This is a genomic window from Bradyrhizobium sp. AC87j1 (assembly GCF_002936975.1).
Lineage (GTDB): Bacteria > Pseudomonadota > Alphaproteobacteria > Rhizobiales > Xanthobacteraceae > Bradyrhizobium > Bradyrhizobium shewense.
Genome location: NZ_PTFE01000034.1, coordinates 29,015 through 45,556, shown reverse-complemented (window position 1 = coordinate 45,556; position 16,542 = coordinate 29,015). Strand labels below are relative to the sequence as shown.

The 16,542-nt window shown below is 64.8% G+C and carries 10 protein-coding genes and 1 pseudogene; 4 read left to right on the top strand and 7 right to left on the bottom strand.

Translation table 11 applies throughout. From position 1 onward, the window contains the following. Positions 1–110 precede the first annotated feature (110 nt). On the top strand, positions 111–1,418 hold the full coding sequence (locus CV770_RS19110; RefSeq protein ID WP_104463403.1) for a GGDEF domain-containing protein: 1,308 nt from the start codon (positions 111–113) through the stop codon (positions 1,416–1,418). A 12-nt stretch (positions 1,419–1,430) separates the two neighbouring features. Here CV770_RS19110 and CV770_RS19105 read toward each other — a convergent pair whose 3' ends face one another. Continuing rightward, positions 1,431–2,051, bottom strand: a complete 621-nt coding sequence (locus CV770_RS19105) for a TetR/AcrR family transcriptional regulator (RefSeq protein ID WP_201759924.1) — start codon at positions 2,049–2,051, stop codon at positions 1,431–1,433. A 651-nt stretch (positions 2,052–2,702) separates the two neighbouring features. On the opposite strand from CV770_RS19105, the gene CV770_RS19100 reads away from it, so the two are divergent. Further along, positions 2,703–6,107 (top strand): acyl-[ACP]--phospholipid O-acyltransferase, encoded by a 3,405-nt coding sequence (locus CV770_RS19100; RefSeq protein WP_104463401.1) that lies wholly within the window; start codon positions 2,703–2,705, stop codon positions 6,105–6,107. Between the two features lie 5 nt (positions 6,108–6,112). Then, positions 6,113–6,768: pseudogene (locus CV770_RS19095) on the top strand (alpha/beta hydrolase). Positions 6,769–6,772: 4 nt separating this feature from the next. Here the strand turns inward: CV770_RS19095 and tcuB are convergent. From tcuB to tcuA, 3 genes are read right to left on the bottom strand one after another with little or no spacing between them, the layout of a single operon-like run. Next, positions 6,773–7,873 carry a tricarballylate utilization 4Fe-4S protein TcuB gene (gene tcuB / locus CV770_RS19090; RefSeq protein ID WP_104463400.1) on the bottom strand — a complete coding sequence of 367 codons (1,101 nt, stop codon included), beginning with the start codon at positions 7,871–7,873 and terminating at the stop codon, positions 6,773–6,775. 4 nt (positions 7,874–7,877) lie between these two features. Beyond that, positions 7,878–8,906 (bottom strand): alpha/beta hydrolase, encoded by a 1,029-nt coding sequence (locus CV770_RS19085; protein WP_091956249.1) that lies wholly within the window; start codon positions 8,904–8,906, stop codon positions 7,878–7,880. 22 nt (positions 8,907–8,928) lie between these two features. Beyond that, on the bottom strand, positions 8,929–10,320 hold the full coding sequence (gene tcuA, locus CV770_RS19080; RefSeq protein WP_104463399.1) for an FAD-dependent tricarballylate dehydrogenase TcuA: 1,392 nt from the start codon (positions 10,318–10,320) through the stop codon (positions 8,929–8,931). A 153-nt stretch (positions 10,321–10,473) separates the two neighbouring features. Here tcuA and CV770_RS19075 point away from each other — a divergent pair, with 153 nt between their 5' ends. Next, a complete protein-coding gene (locus CV770_RS19075) occupies positions 10,474–11,166 on the top strand; it encodes a GntR family transcriptional regulator (RefSeq protein WP_104463398.1) in 693 nt (230 codons plus the stop codon). 11 nt (positions 11,167–11,177) lie between these two features. Here the strand turns inward: CV770_RS19075 and ybaK are convergent, their stop codons facing one another. The 3 genes from ybaK to CV770_RS19060 form a co-directional block, all read right to left on the bottom strand. Next, positions 11,178–11,651 (bottom strand): Cys-tRNA(Pro) deacylase, encoded by a 474-nt coding sequence (ybaK, locus tag CV770_RS19070; RefSeq protein WP_104463397.1) that lies wholly within the window; start codon positions 11,649–11,651, stop codon positions 11,178–11,180. 220 nt (positions 11,652–11,871) lie between these two features. Beyond that, the gene (fdhF, locus tag CV770_RS19065) at positions 11,872–14,640 is read right to left on the bottom strand and encodes a formate dehydrogenase subunit alpha (RefSeq protein WP_104463396.1); all 2,769 of its coding nucleotides are present in this window, start codon (positions 14,638–14,640) and stop codon (positions 11,872–11,874) included. Next, positions 14,637–16,343: an NADH-ubiquinone oxidoreductase-F iron-sulfur binding region domain-containing protein gene (locus CV770_RS19060; protein ID WP_091956254.1), complete on the bottom strand. Its 1,707-nt coding sequence runs from the start codon at positions 16,341–16,343 to the stop codon at positions 14,637–14,639. The genes fdhF and CV770_RS19060 overlap by 4 nt, the downstream gene beginning before the upstream one ends. Positions 16,344–16,542: the final 199 nt, after the last annotated feature.

The window sequence follows — 16,542 nt, the reverse complement described above, 5'->3', positions numbered from 1 at the left end:
CGATGCAGTCTCCTCCGCCTTTCAGGCCGAGTTAAGCAACCATCTCCTCTACTTCGCGTTGTAGGCGCAGCGCTCCGCTGGGGGTCATTGCGCGATTTGGGGAACGCAGGGTGTTTCGCAGAACAGCGACGTCGACGAAGGGACACAGCTTCCTTCATGTCATCAAGCTCGTCTCGCCTTTCGTGACGGTCGTCGTGCTTCAGGCGGCGATCGCGGGATTCAGTCTCGAGGTAATGTCGTCGGTCCGCGCCTATGTCGCGGGCGAAGCGATGTGGTCGCGCTCGCAGAAGAACGCCGTCTATTTCCTCAATCTCTATTTGCATTCGGGCGATGCCAGCCAGTTCACGCAATACCAGGCCTCGCTTGCCGTTCCCATCGGCGACGAGTTCGCGCGCTGGGCGCTCGAGCGCGATCCGGTCGACGTCGAGACCGCTCGCATCGGCTTGCTGCAAGGCGGCAACCATCCCGATGACGTCCCGGGACTGATCTGGCTGTTTCGCTACTTCAACCGCGTCAGCTTCCTTCAGGAAGCGATCCGCGAGTGGGCCGCCACCGATCCCATGCTGCTCGAGCTCAGCGTCTTCGGCGAAGTCATCCGGTCCGAATTGGAGAACGGTCCCGTTCAGGACACGAACCGCCTGCAATTCCTGTCGTCGCGGCTCTCCGAGCTCAACACCCAGTTCACGGTGCATGCCAACCGGTTCTCCACTGTGCTCGGCGAAGGCTCCCGCGCCATCAAGCTGGCGCTGACTGGCATCAACATCGTCACCGCCGTGACGCTGATCCTGCTCCTGATCTGGCACACCAGGCGATTGGTACTGCAGCGGCAGTCCTTCGAAGACGCCCTGCATGCCGAGAAGGAACGCCTGGCGTGGCAGGCATCGCACGACTGGCTGACCGGCCTGTCCAACCGCCGCGCCTTTGAGGCGCGCCTGCAAAGCGAACTGGACGTTGCCGCGGCGGGTTCGCTGGGCCTGATCCTGCTCGACCTCGACCAGTTCAAGAACGTCAACGACAGCTGCGGGCACCTTGCCGGCGACAGCCTGCTTTGCCAGGTCTCCCGCCTCCTGCAACAGGATCGGCATCCGCGTGACCTGGTGGCCCGGCTGGGCGGCGACGAATTCGGCCTGATCCTGCCGCAGTGCTCGCCTGCGAACGCGGTCGACATCGCCGAACGGCTGCGGCGATCGCTCGAGCTGTTCAACTTCGCCTGGGACGATCGCTGCTTTGCGGTGACCGCCAGCATCGGCGTCACCTGCATCACCGACGCCAACACCACGCTCGAAGGTGCGATGCGGCGCGCGGATGCCGCCTGCTATCGCGCCAAGGAAAAGGGACGCAACCGCGTTCAGGTCGACGGCGGAAGACCTGATGTCGTCGTCGTTGCGGCCCGGCCGCGCGAGGCCGCGCGCGCCTGACGCTCTCCGCCGTCACCGCGGAGGCACGATCCCGAGACCCACCAGATGCGCATCGATGAATTGTTCGACCTGCTGACGCAGCATCTGCGGCGGCACGGCCACCATGCGCTCCTCGAGACCGAGCGAGATGATGCCATGCACGGCAGAAAACAAGGTGCGCGACAACAGCGCGATCTTCACGTCATCCGCATCCGGTAGCAGCCGCACCAGGGGCGGATGCATCAGCGCAAAAGCGTCCATCACCATCTGCAGGATGTCGTCGGGATAAGGACGGTCGTCCTCCATCCGATGCTCGAACAGTGAGCGCAGCAGATTGGCGTGCTCCGTGAAGAATTCGAGATAAGTCTCGGCAAGCCCATAGAGCTGGCGAACGGGATCTTCGGCCGGAACCCCGCGAAGCCGGGCCGTGAGGGCCTGAACGGTCTCCCGATTGACGGTCAGGATTACCCCGTCGAAGTCGCCGAACTCGTTATAGACGCTGCCAACGGAGCAGCCGGCGGCCTCGGCAACGTCCCGAACCTTCAACGATCTCAATCCTTTAGTCGCGATAATGCCGCGCGCGATCTCCAGGATCTGGAGGCGCCGCCGATTTTTTTTCTGATCCCGCAGTGATTCTTCTTGAACATTGTTCATTTTCAAGCTACTCATGTGAACATTGTTCAAATTAACCCGGAGACGACCAAAATGCAAACCCTCGCTGTTGATATCGCCGCCACCTTCGTCGACGACGCCACCGCCCTGGTAACAGGCCTTGGCCGCGCCCTGCTGCGGTTCGCCATGACGCCGATCGATCGCATCGCAAATGCCTGCGACATCGCCGGCGTGCTTGCCGAACGCCGCGCGACCTTTCGGATGTGGCAATCGAGCCGCGCGCGCGCCCGTCAAGAGGGCCGCCGATTCAGCTTGCTCCGCCGCCTCTCGCCCTTTCGTCACCTCGCCCATCTCACCTGAGGCGCACGCGACCTGCACACGCGGGTCGGCTCGAATGCAAGAACTGGTTGCAAGGAAGGACTCACCATGTCCCGATGTTCGCGGCCGATCTCGCCAGACTTCAGTGACGCGGTTCAGCTTTTCCTCATCGCTCGGCGCATACCCGATAAGGCGCGCCCAGATATTTTGCGAACCTAACGACACCGCTTGGAGACCAACAGGATCAGAGGGATCGAGGGGACAAGGCAGGCCGGCCATCAGCGCCCGCAATCGTTCGTCCCCTCCCCTTCCGGTCGTGACGCTTCAAAGACAACGTAACGAACCTCATTCTGCCTTTCCAAAACAGGACTAGTCATGATCAGGGAATTGATGTCGTCACGCCGCTTTGCCCCACTGTTCTGGGCGCAATTCTTCTCGGCGCTCAATGACAACGTGCTCAAGAACGCGCTCGTCATCATCCTGCTTTACAGTGCCGCAACCGGCCACGGCGATGCGCTGGTGACGGTGGCAGGCGCCGTCTTCATCTTCCCCTATTTCATCCTGTCCGGGCTCGGCGGCCAGCTCGCCGACAAATACGTCAAATCCGTCGTCGCAAGGCGGCTCAAATTCGCCGAGATCTTCGCCGCGGCCTTTGCCGCCGCCGGCTTCTTCCTGCACTCGGTGCCGCTCTTGTTCGCAGCGCTCGCCCTGTTCGGCGTCATCGCCGCGCTGTTCGGACCCGTGAAATACGCCATGCTTCCGGATCAGCTCGAGCTCGGTGAGCTCGCGACCGGCAACGCGCTGGTCGAAGGCGCGACCTTCATGGCGATCCTGCTCGGCACCGTCGCCGGCGGCCAGTTCGTGGCGGGATCCGCGCATATGGGCTGGGTCGCATCGGCCGTGGTCGTGCTGGCCCTGTTGTCATGGGCCTTCGCCTCCCGCATTCCGCAGACGACGCCTTCTGCGCCCGATCTGCCAGTCGACGCCAATCCCTGGACCTCGACGGTGGGCCTTCTCAGGACCCTGCATGCCGACCACCGGCTGTGGGACGGCACCGTGATCGTCTCCTGGTTCTGGCTGGTCGGCGCGATCGTGCTGTCGCTGCTGCCGGCGCTGGTCAAGGATGTCGTCGGCGGCACCGAGGGTGTAGTGACGCTGTGCCTTGCGATCTTCGCAATCGGCATCGCCATCGGCTCGCTGTTCGCTGCCAGCCTCAGCCACGTTCGCCCGAACCTCGCGCTGGTGCCGATCGGCGCCATCATCATGGGGTTTGCCGGCCTCGATCTCGCCTGGGCCATCGGCGTGACGGCCAAGGGCCAGGACATCACCGCAGCCGGTTTCGCGACCTCGTTCGCAGGCCTGCGTATGCTCGTCGACTTCGTCGCCTTCGCATTCGGCGGCGGCCTGTTCGTCGTTCCGTCCTTCGCCGCCGTCCAGGCCTGGTCGGCACCGTCCGAGCGCGCCCGCATCATCGCCGCGGGCAACGTGCTGCAGGCCGCCTTCATGGTGGTCGGCTCGCTGTTCGTCGCGCTGCTGCAGGCGGCCGGCCTTCACATCGGCTGGATCTTCTTCGGGCTCGGCGCCGCCAGCTTCGGCGCGGTCTGGTTCGTGCTGACGAAATGGGGCAAGGAAGGCGTGCGCGATTTCGGCGGACTGCTGTTCCGCGCACTGTTCCGCACCGAGGTTCGCGGCCTCGAGAACCTGCCGCCTGCCGGCACGCGCATGCTGATCGCGCCGAACCATGTCAGCCTGATCGACGGCCCAATGCTGCACGCCGTGCTGCCGATCGACGCGAGCTTCGCGGTCGACACCGGCATCGCCAAGGCCTGGTGGGCCAAGCCGTTCCTGCGCGTCGTCAAGCACTACACCATGGATCCGAGCAAGCCGCTGGCTGCGCGCGACCTGATCAAGCTGGTTGCCGCCGGCGAACCGGTGGTGATCTTTCCGGAAGGACGCATCACCGTCTCCGGCTCGTTGATGAAGGTCTATGACGGCACCGCGATGATCGCGGACAAGGCCGACGCGGTGGTCGTGCCCGTTCGCATCGAAGGTGCGCAGCGCTCGCATCTCAGCTACCTCAACTCCAGCCAGATCAAGCGCTCGTGGTTTCCGCGGGTGACGGTCACCATCCTGCCGCCCGTCAAGCTTCCGGTCGACCCGGCGCTGAAGGGCAAGGCGCGCCGCAATGCCGCCGGCGCCGCACTTCAGGACGTGATGATCGATGCGATGGTCAAGAACGCCATGCTCGATCACTCGCTGTTCGAGGCGCTCGGACACGCCTATCGCGATCGCGACACCGGCAAGGTCATCATCGAGGACGCGCTCGGTACCAAGCTGACCTATCGCAAGCTGATCCTTGGCGCGCAGGTCTTGAGCCGGAAGCTCGAGACCGGCACCGCCGTGGGCGAGAATGTCGGTGTGCTGTTGCCGAATTCCGCGGGCGTCGCCGTGGTCTTCATGGCACTGCAGAACATCGGCCGGGTCCCGGCGATGCTCAACTTCTCGGCCGGCCCGGTCAACGTCCTCGCGGCCATGAAGGCCGCGCAGGTCAAGACCGTGCTGACATCGAAGGCCTTCATCGAGAAAGGCAAGCTCGACAAGCTGATGGCTGCGATCTCCGCGGAAGCCCGGGTCGTCTATCTCGAGGACGTCCGCGCCTCGATCGGGACGGCCGACAAGATCAAGGGCTTGCTCGCAGGCACCGCTCCGCGCGTCGCCCGCCAGGCCAGCGATCCCGCCGTCGTGCTGTTCACGTCAGGTTCGGAAGGCACGCCCAAGGGCGTGGTGCTGTCCCACCGCAACATCCTCGCCAACGCGGCGCAGGCGCTGGCGCGGGTCGATGCCAACGCCAATGACAAGGTGTTCAACGTGCTGCCGGTATTCCACTCGTTCGGGCTGACCGGCGGGATGATGATGCCGATGCTCGCAGGCATTCCGATCTACATGTACCCCTCGCCGCTGCACTACCGGATCGTGCCCGAGCTGATCTACCAGACCGGCGCGACGATCCTGTTCGGCACCGATACGTTCCTCACCGGCTACGCGCGCTCGGCGCACGCCTACGACTTCCGCACCCTGCGCCTCGTGATCGCCGGCGCAGAAGCGGTCAAGGACCGGACGCGGCAGGTGTTCATGGAGCGCTACGGCATCCGCATCCTCGAAGGCTACGGCGTCACCGAGACCGCGCCCGTGCTGGCGATGAACACGCCGATGGCCAACCGCCCCGGCACCGTCGGCCGCCTCTCACCGCTGATGGAAAGCCGCCTCGATCCGGTCCCCGGCATCGAGGAGGGTGGACGGCTCTCGGTGCGTGGACCGAACGTGATGCTCGGATATTTGCGGGCCGAAAATCCCGGCGTGCTCGAAACGCTTCCCGACGGCTGGCACGACACCGGCGACATCGTCGCGATCGACGCGGCCGGCTTCATCACCATCAAGGGGCGCGCCAAGCGCTTTGCCAAAATTGCCGGCGAAATGGTGTCGCTGTCCGCGGTCGAGAGCATCGCCGCGACGTTGTGGCCGCAGGCTGCATCGGTCGCCGTCTCGATCCCCGATCCGCGCAAGGGCGAGCGCATCGTGCTGCTGACGACGGAGAAGAACGCCGAGCGCAGCGCGATGCAGGGCCAGGCCAAGTCGATCGGCGCGTCCGAGCTGACCGTTCCCGCGGCGATCATCGTGGTCGACAAGGTGCCGCTGCTCGGCACCGGCAAGACCGACTACGTCACCGCAACGACGATGGCACGCGAGCAGGCGTCCGCGCCGGAGCGGGAGGTCGCGTAGGACAGATGCACGAGGCGCCTCAATCAGGCGACGCGCGATGCCCGGGAGTGGTTCTGCTTCACGGCTCGCGCGAACCTCGGCATCCCTGACGAAGCTGGAACGGGCGCTCCGCGCGGCCGGCTTCGCAACGCTCAACATCGACTATCCCAGCTGCAGCAAGCCGATCGCGGCATTTCGTCGCGCATTCGATGGGCGGGCTCGTCGCGCGCGCTTATATCGCGAAACACCGGCCGGCCCGGCTTGGCCGCGTCGTGATGCTGGGCACGCCGAACAGCGGCAGCGAGGTCGCTGATCTCCTGCGGGGATTTTTGCCCTATCGCAAATTCTACGGGCCAGCCGGGCTCGAGCTCACCACCACGCCTGCGACCGCGCCGAATGCCCTCCCCGCCATCGACTATCCGGTCGGCGTGATCGCAGGAAGCCGCTGCAACGGCGCGTCGCGTTCGGCGAAACGGGCGATCGCCGGGTGAATGTCGTCCGCAAGTGTCTCGTCGTTCTACCGAAGCCGAATGACGGGCGGGTGTCGGTGCAGAGCGCGATGCTGGCCGGTATGGCCGACCATATCGTCGTGAAGACGTCGCATACCGGGCTTCCGCGTCACGCTGCCGCAATCGAACAGACCATCGCCTTCCTGCGCGAGGGCCGCTTTCAACCGAGGTAACGGGTCACGCTGCAGTCCGCCGCTCCTGCGCATAGCGCACCAGCGCGGCGAAGCGATAGATGCCGTGCACGAACTTGCCATAGGGCATGGTGACGAACAGCGCGAACACCGCGCCGAGATGCAGCGCCAGCAGCGGCCCCATCGCGGCGGTCTCACGCAGGACCAGAAGCGCCATACCGGTGAGGCCGGTCAGGAACAGCATGGCGATGAAGCCGACATCCATGCCGTAGCGGTACTCGTCGAGCAGCGCCGGATCGCGTCGCATCCTGGCCATGAACAGACCGACCGGGCCGATGATCAAACCGATTCCGCCGAGCGTGCCCAGCACCACCGGCAGGTCCCACCACGGATACGGCGCCTCGCGGCCGAGCAGATAGTGATACAGCGTGGCAACCGAAGTGGCGGCGAAGCACAGCAGGAAGCCGTAGAAGGTCAGGTGGTGATACAGCTTGCGCCGGTCGGTCGGCTTGTCGTCCTCGTTGTAGCAGCCGACACCGCCGCCATGGAGATAGCGCAGCTCGCCGGCATCGCGGATCGCCTGAAAGATCGAACCGCCGTCGGCGCGGCCGCCGACGGGCGCGCCGATGTCGCGCCAGAAAGCGCGCACGCTCATCACGAACGCGAGGATCGCATAGAGGAACGCGACGCTGAACAGCGCCGCCATCGCGTTGTGCGGCATCAGTTTGTAGAACGCGCCGGGGCCGGTGTGCACGCCGAACAGCACGCTGCGGTCGTTCAGGGCAGCGAAGGCGAGGATGAAGGCGGCCATGCTGAGCGCGGCGACGATGCTGATGACGAGGCCGTTGCGGGCGAAGGCGCCGGACAGCACCCTCGGCCAGGCATAAGCGGCATAGGATTCCGCGCGTGCAATTGCGAGCGTCTGGGGAACGTTGACGTTGAACTCGTGCGGCGGCGAGAACTGGCAATCGACGTAGCAGGCGCCGCAGGAATGGCAGAGATTGGCGAGATAGTTGAGGTCGCCGTCGGAGAAGGCGCGGCGCATTTCCATCGCGGGAAATACCGCGCACAGCCCCTCGCAGTAGCGGCAGGAATTGCAGACCGTCATCAGACGGTCGGCCTCGTCCAGAATTTTGGTTCCGTGCATGGCTTTACTTCGTCAGGCCCTTAGTCTCGAGCCATTTCTGAATAAGGCCCGCGACCTCGAGGTTGTTCTTGTCCATCATCACCATATGCGAATTGCCCTTGATGCCGGCCTGTGGGAGGTCGACGACGTCGACGCTGCCGCCGGCAGCCTTGATGGCGTCGGCAAAGGCGATGCCGTTGGCGCGGATCTTGGGCCAGCGTGAATCGCGCTCGATATAGTCGCCATAGATGATGAGGGTCGGGATGTTCTTCAGCACATCCGCCTTGGCGGGATCGCCGATGCCGGCCGGCTCGATCGCGATCAGCGCCTTGACCTTGCCGGGCCGGGCTTGCGCCACCTTGAAGCCGAAGCTGCCGGCCTGGCTGTGGAACAGGATCACCGAGGGGCCGACGCGATCGATCTCGGCGATATAGGCAGCGACGATCGCATCATCCGTCGTGGTCCAGCGCGGCACGTTCTGCTTGACGAAGTTCTCGTAGCCCTCGACGGGAAACTGGTTGCCCGGCAACAGCTTTCGCTTGGCGGGATCGGCATCGTAGGAGTTGGGCCCTTCGCCGATGCGGAAACGTTCGAACGCATTGGCGGTGGTGAGGAAGACCGGCTCGCTCTTGAATATGTCAGGGTATTGCGCCCAGCCAGCGCGCCCGCGCTCTACCGCGTCGGAATTGTAGACCGCCCACCCCTTGCGCAGAAAATAGTTCAGCCAGCCTTCGCGCCCATCGGGCGTAGTCTCGTAGGTGACGCCGGTCAGTCCGCCGCCATGCCACATCAGCAGCGGATAGGCGCCCTTCTCGTTCGCGGGCAGGAAATACTGCACGTACATCTGCTCGACCTGATACGTGCCGTTGGGATCGACCTTGGCCGGCACGCCGCCGGGCGTGAACACGACCTCCTTCACCGGCTTGCCGGAAATTTCGACGAGACGTCCGCCGACGTGGAACGAACCCATATCGCGCAGGGTGATCGGCTCGGCGGCGTAGGCGTGGCTGACGGTCAACAGCGCCGTGATCGAAGCAATGGCAATGCGCGACATGGTTCCTCCCAGATTCTTTTCTTTAGTTCTTCGCATGGCGTGCCGCTTCCCGACCCGCGATCCGCCCGAACACGCTGCCGATGGTCATGCCCATGCCGGCGGCATAGCCTTTGCCGAGCACGTTGCCAGCCATGATCTCACCGGCCGCGAACATATTGCCCGACGGCTTACCGTCAGCCATCAGCATCCGCGCCTCCTTGGTTACGCGCGTGCCGAGATAGGTGAAAGTGATGCCGGGCCGCACCGGATAGGCGAGATAAGGCGGCGTCTCGATCTTGCGCGCCCAGTGCGTCTTCTGCGGCGTGATGCCCTCGGTGCGGCAGTCGTCCAGAATGGTGTGATCGAAGGTGCCGGATAGCGCCGCGGCGTTGAATTCGGTAATGGTCTTCTCCAGCGCAGCAGGATCGAGATCGAGCTTGCCGGCGAGCTCGGCCACGGTCTGTCCGGCGATCGGCGGAAACAGCGTCGGCATGAAGCTCGGGACCACGGTGGAGTCGAAGATGATGTAGGCGATCTGGTCGGGCTGCGCCGCGACCAGCCGGCCCCAGATCGCGTAGCGCTTCGGCCAGATATCCTCGCCCTCGTCATAGAAGCGCTGGGCATGCTTGTTGACGACAATGCCGAACACCACGGAGTCGTGCCGCGTGATGATCCCGCCGTCGAATTTCGGCGCGCGGGCATCGATCGCGACCGCATGGCACTGGGTGGGATCACCGACCTCCTGCACACCCTTGTCGAGCAGCATCTTCAGGATCGAGCCGCGATTATAGGGCGTGCCGCGGATCAGGAAATTGTCGGCAGCCTCACCCCAATATTGCTTCAGCCATTCGATGTTGGCCTCGAACCCGCCGGCCGCGGCGACCAGCGAGGTCGCGCGGATCTCGGTCTCGTCCCCGATCGGCCGTTTCAAGCGCGCGGCGAGGAACATGCCGTCTTCGATCACGAGGTCGGTGACCTCGGCGTCGTATTTGACCTCGACGCCGAGCCGCTCTGCAGTGAGATAGAGTGCATTCAGCATTGCGCGGCCGCCGCCGAGGAAGAAGGAATTGGTGCGGCCGAGGCTCAGCGTGCCGCCAAGCGAGGGCTGCCAGCGCACGCCCTGCTCCACGATCCAGTTCAGGATATCCTTGGACTCGCGGATCATGTGGCGCGCGAGCATCTCGTCGGTCTGCCCGCCGGTGACGCGCAGCAGGTCTTCCCAGAATTCCTCTTCGGTGTAGGGGCCGGTCAGGATTTCGGTTGCGGCGTCATGGGCGCAACGCATATTGCGGGTGTGGCGGGTATTGCCGCCGCGATAGAATTTTGGCGCGCCTTCGAGCACCAGCACCGAGGCACCGCCGCGCCGCGCCGCGATCGCCGCGCACAGCGCCGCGTTGCCGCCGCCGATCACCAGCACGTCGTATTTGCTGCTCATGCCGTCCGTCCGATGCGACGAAGTTGGAGACATTCTATCCGCCGGCGGCCCGATCGACCGAGCCGCCATTGCGTACCTTTGTATACAAAGATATACAAGAGCCGTGCAAGCGTCACCTCTGCATGGGCAGGATGCGCCTTGCTTCGAGGGAACATGGCGAGGCGCCCGGTAAAGACAGGTGGATCGATCGCGCGCGGCGGCGTTGCCCTGGGCGAGGCCGTGTTCCGCTCGCTCTGCGAGGCACTCCAGGCCGGCAACTACCGCGCCGGCGACCGCCTGCGCGAGGAAGAGGTCGCGCAGCGGCTCAAGGTCAGCCGCACCCCGGTGCGCGAAGCGCTCGGCCGGCTCGCCGCGCGCGGTTTCGTCGAGCCCGCCGGCGGCCGCGGGCTGATCGTGCGCAATCTCGACATCTCCGAGGTACTTGAGCTTTACGCCATGCGCGAGATCATGGAAGGCGCCGCGGCGCGCCTTGCCGCCGAACACGCTTCGGCGCCTGAGGTCGATGCGCTCCGGGATATCGAGCAGGCTTTTGCCGAGTCCTCCGCGACCGACGCCGCCGAGATGGCAGGAGAATTGGCAAGGCTCAACCGCGCGTTCCACGAAGCCATCTGCCGCGCCGCGCGCAACCGCTATCTCGACAATGCCTCGCGCGAATTACAGGACTGGATCGCGCTGCTGGGTCCGACCACCTTCACGGTGACAGGCCGTCCCTCGACCAGTCACGGCGAGCATCAGGCGATCATCGACGCCATCGCCGCCCGCGACGGCGACAAGACCGAGCAGCTTGCGCGCGCACACATCCGCGAGGCGCTGCGCTGCCGGCTCAAGCTGTTGCAGAAGCAGTAGGCGCTTGACGCTCAGGCCACGACGTCGGCAATGATCGCCTTCAACGCGTCCCGCACATCGGCCGGCCTCAGCCGCACCTGCAAGCCGCGCTGGCCGCCATTGAGATAGACCTGATCATGCCCGAGCGCGCTCTGCTCGATCACAGTGCCGACCTGCTTGCGCTGACCGAACGGGCTGATGCCGCCGACCTTGTAGCCGGTGACGCGCTCGGCCTCGGGCGGCTTCATCATCTGCGCCGACTTGCCGCTCGCGGCCGCTGCTAGCTTCTTCATCGAGACTTCCTGGTCGGACGGCACGATCACGCAGACCGGCTTGCCATCGACCAGCGCCATCAGCGTCTTGAGGACGCGCGCCGGGTCTTCGCCCAGCGCGGCCGCCGCCTGGAGCCCGATGCTCTCGGCATCAGGATCGTACTCGTAGGTGTGAACGGTGAAGGCAACACCGGCGGCTTCAAGCGCACGGGTGGCTGGGGTGGCTTTGGACATGGGCCACGTTTAGCACCGTCATTGCGAGGAGCGAAGCAACACCACTGGCCGTCGTCCCGGCGAACGCCGGGACCCATAACCCCAGGGAGGAGTTTGGCGAAGACTCGTGGTCGGGACTGCGACCGCTCGCAATCGAGAGATCCCGCGGTATGGGTCCCGGCGTTCGCCGGGACGACAGCGGTGGGTTGGCGAAGCCGCACCGCCAAACGAATACCGAACCCTACTCCGCCGCGTCCCGCATCTCCGCGCGTTCGGCCCTGGCCGCGCAGAACTTGAACTCCGGGATCTTGCCGAACGGATCGAGCGCCGGATTGGTCAAAAGGTTCGCAGCCGCCTCCGCGTAGCAGAACGGCATGAACACCATGTTCTCCGGCACGTCGCGGTCGGAGCGGACCTTGACCTCGACCGCGCCGCGGCGGGTCTCCAGGCGAATGAAATCGCCCGGCACCAGCTTCTTCTTGCGCATGTCCTTCGGCGACATGAACGCGACGGCCTCGGGCTCGATCTGGTCGAGCACCTGCGCACGGCGGGTCATCGAACCGGTGTGCCAGTGCTCCAGCACGCGGCCGGTCGACAGCACCATCGGATACTCGGCGTCGGGGATCTCGTCCGGCGGGATGACCTTGGCCGGCACGATCTTGCCGCGGCCGCTCGCGGTCGGAAAGCCCGTGGTGAAGATGATCTCGTTGCCGGGCTTGTCGGGATCGTCGACCGGATAGGTCACCGCGCCTTCGCGCACCAGCCGCTCCCAGGTGATGTTCTTCAGCGACGGCATCAGCTCTGCCATCTCGGTGAAGACATCGCCGGGGCCGGCGTAATTCCAGGGCAGGCCCATGCGCTTGCCGATCTCCTGGATGATCCAGAGATCCTGCCGTGCATCGCCGGGCGGCTTGATCACCTGACGCGCGAGCTGCACGCGGCGATCGGTGTTGGTGAAGGAGCCGTCCTTCTCCGCGAACGCCGAAGCCGGCAGGATGACGTCGGCATGGAACGCGGTCTCGGTGACGAAGAGATCCTGCACCACGAGATGATCGAGCATGGCGAGTGCCTGGCGCGCATGCTGCAGATCCGGATCGGACATCGCGGGGTTCTCACCCTCGATATACATGCCCGTGATCTCGCCGGCGTGGATCGCATTCATGATCTCGACCACGGTCAGGCCGCGGACGGGATCGAGGTCCTGCTGCCACAGCTTTTCGAAGCTGCCGCGCAGATCGTCGCGCCCCACCGGCTGATAGTCCGGCAGGAACATCGGGATGAGGCCGGCGTCGGAGGCGCCCTGCACGTTGTTCTGGCCGCGCAGCGGATGCAGGCCGGTGCCGGGACGGCCGACCTGGCCGGTGATCAGCGCCAGCGCGATCAGGCAGCGCGCATTGTCGGTGCCGTGGACATGCTGGCTGATGCCCATGCCCCAGAAGATGATTGACGATTTTGCGCGGGCATATGTCCGGGCAACCTCGCGCAGAGTTTGCGCCGGGACGCCGCAGATCGCCTCCATCTTCTCGGGCGTGAACTCCTTGATCTTCTCCTTGAGGTCCTCGAAGCCTTCGGTGTAGCCGGCGATGTACTGGTCGTCGGTCAGGCCTTCGGTGATGATCGTATTGATCATCGCGTTCAGCATGGCGACGTCGGAGCCGGGCTTGAACTGCAGATGCTTGGTCGCATGGCGCGACAGCGTCTGCCGGCGCGGATCCATCACGAACAGCTTGGCGCCGTTCTGCTTGACCGCATTCTTGATGAAGGTCGCGGCGACCGGATGGTTCACGGTCGGGTTGGCGCCGATCACGATGATGACCTCGGCATCCATCGCGGCCGAGAATGGCGCCGACACCGCGCCCGAGCTCAGGCCTTCGAACAGCGCCGCCACCGACGAGGCGTGGCACAGACGGGTGCAATGGTCGACGTTGTTGGAGCCGAAGCCGGTGCGCACCAGCTTCTGGAATAGATAGGCCTCTTCGTTCGAGCCCTTGGCCGAGCCGAAGCCCGCCAGCGCCTTCACGCCCTTCTCGTCGCGGATCTTGACGAGGCCCTTGGCGGCGATGTCGAGCGCTTCCTCCCAGCTCGCTTCACGGAAATGCGTGAAGGGATTGGCGGGATCGACCTGGTCGTTGGAATCCTTCTTCGCGTTCGGCAGCCGCACCAGCGGCTTGGTCAGGCGATGCGGGTGATGGATGTAGTCGAAGCCGAAGCGGCCCTTGACGCAGAGACGGTTGTGATTGGCGGGGCCGTCGCGGCCCTCCGCATAGATCACCTTCTCGTCCTTGACCTCGTAGGTCACCTGACAGCCGACGCCGCAGAACGGGCAGAGCGAATCCACCTTCTTGTCGGGGTAGGTGACACGGGTCTGCTTCTCGTCGAGCATCACGGCCGGCATCAACGCGCCGGTCGGGCAAGCCTGCACGCATTCGCCGCAAGCGACGCAGGTGGACTCGCCCATGGGATCGTCGAAGTCGAACACGATCTTCGAGCCATGGTTGCGGTAGGCCATGCCGATGACGTCGTTGACCTGGACCTCGCGGCAGGCGCGCACGCACAAGCCGCACTGGATGCAGGCGTCGAGGTTGACGCGCATCGCCGGATGGCTGGCGTCGGTTGCCCAGCGCTCGGCGGCGGGGAAGCGGCTCTCTGTGACCCCCGTCGTCTCGGCCCAGTGCCAGAACTTCGAATCCGGATCGTGCGAGGTCTCGCGCGCCGGCTGGTCGGCGACGAGCAGCTCCATCACCATCTTCTGCGCCGACACTGCGCGCGCGGACTCCGACTTCACCTTCATGCCGACCGACGGCGTGCGCTTGCAGGATGCAGCGAGCACGCGCTCGCCTTCGATCTCGACCATGCAGGCACGGCAATTGCCGTCAGGCCGATAGTCGGGCGCCGGCGAATAGCACAGATGCGGGATCTCGCGGCCCTGGCGTTTTGCGACTTGCCAAATCGTCTCGCCGGGATTGGCTTCGACCTGCTTGCCGTCGAGCTCAAACGTAATCTTGGTCATTCGGCCGCTTCCTTGAACTCGTCAGGGAAATATTTGATCACGGTGGCCAGCGGATTCGATGCCGCCTGTCCAAGCCCGCAAATCGAGGCATCGCGCATCGCCTGGCTCAATTCTTCCAGAAGAGCGCGGTTCCACACCGGCTTCTGCATCAGCAGCGCCGCCTTCTGGGTTCCGACGCGGCACGGCGTGCACTGGCCGCAGCTCTCGTCCTCGAAGAATTTCATCAGGTTCAACGCCGCCGCGCGCACGCTGTCCTTTTGCGACAGGATCACGATCGCGGCAGAGCCGATGAAGCAGCCGTATTTTTCCAGCGTGCCGAAATCGAGCGGGATGTCGTCCATCGACGCCGGCAGGATGCCGCCGGATGCGCCGCCCGGCAGGTACGCGTAGAATTGATGGCCATCGGCCATGCCGCCGCAATATTCGTCGATCAGCTCGCGCACGGTAATGCCCGCGGGCGCGAGCTTCATGCCGGGATTCTTGACGCGGCCCGAGACCGAGAAGCTGCGCAGGCCATGACGCTCGTGGCGGCCATTGCCCTTCCACCAATCAGCACCCTTCTCGACGATGTCGCGCACCCACCACAGCGTCTCGATATTGTTGATCAGCGTCGGCAGGCCGAACAGGCCGACCTGGAACGGATAAGGCGGCTTGTGCCGGGGCAGGCCGCGCTTTCCCTCGATGCTTTCCAGCAGCGAGGACTCTTCTCCGCAGATATAGGCACCGGCGCCGCGGCGCATGTGCAGCGTCGGGCCGCCCGGCGGAAGCTTTGCGATCTCGCGCTCCAGGATCTCGCGCGAGGCCGGATATTCGTCGCGCAGGTAGATGTAGACATCGGAGGCCTGCACCACATGCGCGCCGATCAGCATGCCCTCGATGAAACGATGCGGATCGCTTTCGAGATAGACGCGATCCTTGAACGTGCCGGGCTCGCCCTCGTCGCCGTTGATCGCCATCAGCCGCGGACCAGGTTCGCCGAGCACGGCGCGCCATTTACGTCCCGTCGGGAAGCCGGCGCCGCCAAGGCCACGCAGCGAAGCATCGTCGAGCCCCTTCAGCAGATCGTCCTTCGACAACTCGCCGGAGCGCACGCGATTGAGCAGCTTGTAGCCGCCACCCGCGACATAAGCGTCGTAGTCGACATATTTGGGCAAATGGGCGTGGGTGTCGCCGGCCTTCGCGGCCGCCATCACATTGGCGACGGTCGCATGGTCGACGAAGTTGTGGCCGACTTCCGCGGCTGGCGCGGTGTCGCAGCGGCCGACGCAGGGCGCGCGGACGACGCGGATGCCGGGACCCGATGAGCTCTGCAAATCCTCGAGCAGCTTCTCAGCCCCGAGCATCGCGCAGGTGATAGAATCGCAGACGCGGATCGTGAGCGGGGCGATATCCGACTCGCCTTCCTTCACCACGTCGAAATGCGCGTAGAAGGTCGCAGTCTCGAACACCTCGGCGAAGGCGAGCTTCATCTCGTCGGCGAGCGCGGCCAGATGCGCGGCCGAGATCTGATGATATCTGTCCTGGATCAGGTGCAGATATTCGATCAGGAGATCACGCCGCCGCGGCCTGTCGCCGAGCAGCTGCTCGATCTCGTGCGCGGCGGTGGGATCGACCTGCCGCCCCTTGGGCGTGGCCTTGGCTCGCTTGCGTCCCTCACCGGGATGCTCGAACGGGCGGACCTTGTGCACGTCGTCGTGGCTCATCGATTCGTCTCGATCTCGTCTTTTAGAACGGGTCCAGTCTTAGCCCCTGGCATGCCAGATGCCAAGCAAATTATCACGCTCGCGGAAGCAGTTAAGCGCAGCCCTAGGGAAGCTTTGGATCGCTGCCGGACACGGCCTTGCGCTCGTCCGACGCGCCAATCGATAGAACGAAGCCTGAATCGATCTGGAGATCAATAAA